Origin of the sequence: Vulcanococcus sp. DEBay_Sum29NL08_54 (assembly GCF_017859255.1) — a bacterium.
Lineage (GTDB): Bacteria > Cyanobacteriota > Cyanobacteriia > PCC-6307 > Cyanobiaceae > Vulcanococcus.
In genome coordinates this window covers 1-4304 of sequence record NZ_JAFMNJ010000062.1, presented here as the reverse complement: position 1 = coordinate 4304, position 4304 = coordinate 1, and the positions used below count along the sequence as shown (strand labels likewise).

Below are 4304 nucleotides of genomic sequence, written 5' to 3'. Positions count from 1 at the left end.
CCAGGGTTGGGTCGATCACCCAGCGGTTGCTGATCTTACGAACAGCAGGGTCAGTAAGCCGGCCGGTCTGGATGGCTTGGAGCACAGCGACGTGACTTGTACCGCGCAGGCCCTTTGCTTTGCGATGCGCGGCGTAGGCCTGGAGGTTCATTGCTTACCTCACCCCCGCGTACTTGTGCGTCTGAATTGATAGGCGCCACTGGTTCTCCATGCACGCCTGAATGCAGAGCTGCGTGGCTTCATCGCCTTGGCTTACAGGCTGCAGCCACACCGGAGAGCCAGGTTCGCGATCCACCAACAAAGCCTGCAGGCTGTCGATGTCGTTCACGTTTGCGACCGGCATCTTGATCTCATCCGCCCGTGCGATCGCGCTGGGCAGTACCTCTAGGCCGCCGGCCATGCCCACCTTCGGGCTCACCGTGACCCATGCGCCGGGTGCCACGTTGATCTCATGGGTGCCGCTAGTTTCGATCTGCACCATGCCAAGGGTGATGAGCTGAGCGGTCAATATCGACAGATCCTGTGCGCACGGCTCGCCGCCGGTGATCACGAAGTGCCGGGGGGCCATGGGCTGCACAGCAACCACCACCTGCTCAGGGGTCATCTCCGCCCAGGTCGGGGCAGGGTCCACTTTCTGCAGCAGCTCAGGGATGGTGATGCGCTTGCGCTCGTGGCCACTGGGCCAGGTGTGCTTCGTGTCGCACCAACTGCAGCCAACGGGGCAACCTTGAAGCCTAATGAATGTAGCCGGAGTTCCGGTCCAGGTTGCCTCCCCTTGAATAGTGGGGAAGATTTCATTCACGCGAAGCACGGTAAGCCTCCTCATCAGTTATTGCGCCCCTGGGATCTTCCCAGGGAAAGACAATCCAGTCGGGTGAGTCGATCACCTCCACGGCGCTAAACCATGTTGGGTGCACCTTGCTGATCCACACTGCACATTTCACGCCCTCGTATTGACTCGCGGGCGCAAGCGTGCGCCCGGTTTCGTAGATGTCGTCCACCACCAGACAGCCGGGCTCGATCTCATGGAGCAGCGGCAGTTGCAGGCGGTGACTCAGGGCCACCGCTAGGCATAGGCCACCGCGAGGAAAGCCGTAGACCCCGGTGAACACCTGATACTTAAACAGGCCGGCCAGTTGATAGACAGCCTGATCAAACTCGTGCCAGGCAAGGTGTCTCATGGCCGGTAGATGGCGGAGTTAGCGCCATGCTCGCGCACTTCGACTTCTGCAACTCGGCAGCGCGGGCCGTAGCCATTGTTCTGCATCCAAGCGTTGGCTTGAGTCCAGACCAGCTCGGCAAAGCGTTCGCAGCCTACTGCTGGCAAAATTACCAGGTCGAGCAGTCCCTGCTCGTGGCCACGGTGGAACCAATCGAGCAGAGGGTCATCCTCTGCTACGACGGTCTTGTGATCGAAGGTGCTCTGCAGCCAGGCCTTCAGATCCTTCAGGCCGCCGAAGTCAACGACCCAGTTGCGCTCGTCGAGATCATCCGCCTCGAACTTCAGATGCACCGACAGGGCGTAGCCATGCAGGAACCGGCAGTGGCTGTGCGTGCTGCGCCACTGGCGGAAGCACGCGGACAGGCCAAGGTCGTGGCCCCAGGTCTTGGTGGAGATGTACGTCATTTGAGTCCGATGAGTTGAAGGAACTCGGCTTTCATGTGCGGCTTGTCGCGGAACTCACCGCGCACCACACTGGTCACCATCGAGGTCTCTGGCTCGCGCACGCCGCGCCACTTCATGCAGTAGTGCTGCGCGTCCACGATCACGATGAGACCCAGCGGCTTCACCAGCCGTTCGATCTCGTCGGCCAGGATCATCACCGCCTCTTCCTGAATGTGCGGACGGGAGAAGACCCACTCGGCCAGGCGCACGAACTTCGACAGGCCGATCACACGCTCGCTCGGCTTGATCCCCACCCAGCACCGGCCGAGGATCGGCACCAGGTGATGGCTGCATGCGCTGCGCACCGTGATCGGACCCACGGTGTAGACCTGGTCGAGCTCCTTGGCGTTCGGGAAGTCGGTCAGCCGGGGCGGCTGGTGGTATCGCCCGGCGAACACCTCCTGCAGATACATCCGCGCCACCCGCTCGGCTGTGCCCTTGGTGTTGTGGTCGTTGTCCACGTCGATCACCAAGGCGCGCAGCAAATCCTCCACCTTGGCGGCCACTTCGGACTCCATCAGGTCCAGTTCACCCGGCTCGATGAAGTCGGCCAGGTTGTCGTTGGCCAGATACGGGGCCCCAGCTGCCAGCAGTCGCTGGCGGATGGTTTCAGAGATCTTCATGCGAGGTACTCCGTAGGGTCGGGCACTCCACTGTCGCGGAACGCTTCTTTGCGCTCGGTGCAGGCGCCGCACTTGCCGCAATGCACCTCGCCGCCCTCGTAGCAGGTCCAGGTGTGCTCAAACGGCACCCCCAGCTCGCCACCGATGGCTGCGATGTCGGTCTTGGTCTTGTTCACGAAGGGGGCGATCAGTGAGAGCCTCTCCTTCCGATGGCCCACGGTGCCGGTGAGCAGCGCCTGCCCCAGCTGCTCGATAAACTCTGGCCGGCAGTCGGGGTAAATGTGGTGATCCCCTGCATGGACGCCACAGGCCAGCACGTCGGCGCCATTGCTGCAGGCCAGGCCCCAAGCGATCGACAGCATGATGGCGTTGCGGTTGGGCACCACCGTCGCTCGCATCGTCTCCTCGGCGTAGTGACCATGGGGCACCGCCACGTCATCGGTCAGGGCTGAGCCCTTGAGCAGTGGGCGGATCCCGCTGATGTCGATGACGGTGTGCTCTGCGCCGAGCAACTGGGCTTGGTACTTGGCGCGCTCCAGCTCGCGGTGGTGCCGCTGGCCGTAGTCGAAGCTGATCAGGTGGAGGTCGGTGTAAACCCTCTTAAGCCAGTGGGCCAGCGTCACGCTGTCCATCCCACCGGAGATGATGGCGACTGCTTTCATGGCTGAGGTTTTGTGAGACGGCGAAAGTGATGGTGAAGTGATTGGATCTTGGGTGCGCCAACCTCGGCCATGAATTGCTTCGTGCCGAGGTTCTTTTCGATGTCCAAGCAGGCCCGAACCATAGAGGCGCAGTTGATTTGCTCAGATGGGCTGCCTGCGCCGCGCCAGCTTGAGGCCGACGCAAGCGCCTCAACACTGAAGCCGTAGGACGTGATCACGTCCCTGATCTTGGGTCCTATTGACCTGAGGTTTTGTCGCTTGACGTAGCAAAACCTGCCCTTGCCGAGGTAAAAGCGGATCATCCCGTAGCGAGATTGGTCCCAGCCGGACGAGTCGCACATGTAGGGCTTGTAGACCTTGACAAACTCGAGGTTGGTGAAGCCCAGCCAATGGACTTTGCGGTCGCCAACGTGGCGCATGATCCCGCGCACAAAACCTCGGTTGCCCGGGGTGCCCACCAGGCCGCCGATGCCAACCACGTCGCTGGTCTTGTAGTAGTCGTTGAGCACTGATGGATCCTCACCCCTGGTGAAGATCGGCACAGGCGTGAACCCACGCTTGAGCATGGTCTTGTAGTTCCGCAGCGTCCCCTGCGGGTCGCCGATCACGTCGAGCAGGAAGTAGCGCCAGGGCTTCACCGGCAGCCCCTCGAGGAAGCGACAATAGTCGTCCAGCTCGATCGGCTTGCCAGCCTTCCACGCCGTGAACGCACCGGAGTCCAGCAAAAAACGCAGGTTTGGCCCGACCGTTTTCAAGGCGTCAAGGACCTGTGGAGTTGCGTAGGGATATGCGACCAGGATGTTAAGCCGGGGCTCCATCAGCTGATCTCCGCGCTGATCGCGTGGCTGTCGCAGTACATGCGGATCGCTTTGATCACCTCGTCCTTGTAGGTGCTGTCGAGGTTCACCACGATCTTGCCCTGGATGCCGTCCAGGTTCTCCTCGTGCTTCTCCACCGCCTCGATGTCGCCGGCCCAACCGTCCTCCGTCAGCCCCTCTAGTTCATCCGCTGACCACCCCAGCAGGCTTAGATCGAACTCCACCCCCTGCAGTGCCTCCATCTCGGCGGTGAGCATGTCCACGTCCCAGCCGGCGTTCAGCGCCAGCTTGTTGTCCGCCAGCACATAGGCCCGTTTCTGATCCGGTGTCAGGTGGTCGAGCACCACCACCGGCACCTCCTTCAGCCCCAGATCCTTCGCCGCCATCAGCCGGCCGTGGCCAGCGATGATGCCGTCCTTGCCGTCAACCAGGATCGGGTTGGTGAAGCCGAACTCCTGGATGCTCGCCGCGATCTGCGCCACCTGCTCCGGGCTATGGGTCCTTGCATTGTGTTCATAAGGCTTAAGCCGCTCTA

7 protein-coding genes are annotated in these 4304 nt (G+C 61.8%); all 7 read right to left on the bottom strand.

The features are described 5' to 3' along the window. Positions 1–154: 154 nt before the first annotated feature. Complete coding sequence (queE, locus tag QZ186_RS11215; RefSeq protein ID WP_296416883.1) at positions 155–826, bottom strand: 7-carboxy-7-deazaguanine synthase QueE; 672 nt, start codon at positions 824–826, stop codon at positions 155–157. Next, entirely contained in the window at positions 795–1181 is a 387-nt protein-coding gene (locus tag QZ186_RS11210; RefSeq protein WP_296416881.1) for a phosphoribosyltransferase, read from the bottom strand. The genes queE and QZ186_RS11210 overlap by 32 nt, the downstream gene beginning before the upstream one ends. Continuing rightward, on the bottom strand, positions 1178–1627 hold the full coding sequence (locus QZ186_RS11205; protein ID WP_296416880.1) for a 6-carboxytetrahydropterin synthase: 450 nt from the start codon (positions 1625–1627) through the stop codon (positions 1178–1180). The genes QZ186_RS11210 and QZ186_RS11205 overlap by 4 nt, the downstream gene beginning before the upstream one ends. After that, entirely contained in the window at positions 1624–2289 is a 666-nt protein-coding gene (gene folE, locus QZ186_RS11200; protein WP_296416878.1) for a GTP cyclohydrolase I, read from the bottom strand. Before folE ends, QZ186_RS11205 begins: the two co-directional genes overlap by 4 nt. Then, on the bottom strand, positions 2286–2951 hold the full coding sequence (gene queC, locus QZ186_RS11195; RefSeq protein WP_296416876.1) for a 7-cyano-7-deazaguanine synthase QueC: 666 nt from the start codon (positions 2949–2951) through the stop codon (positions 2286–2288). The genes folE and queC overlap by 4 nt, the downstream gene beginning before the upstream one ends. After that, positions 2948–3769, bottom strand: coding sequence for a hypothetical protein (locus tag QZ186_RS11190; RefSeq protein ID WP_296416874.1), 822 nt, complete (start codon positions 3767–3769; stop codon positions 2948–2950). Before QZ186_RS11190 ends, queC begins: the two co-directional genes overlap by 4 nt. After that, positions 3769–4304: ParB/Srx family N-terminal domain-containing protein (locus tag QZ186_RS11185; protein ID WP_296416872.1), on the bottom strand; the 536-nt coding region annotated here is incomplete at its 5' end. The genes QZ186_RS11190 and QZ186_RS11185, both read right to left, overlap by 1 nt.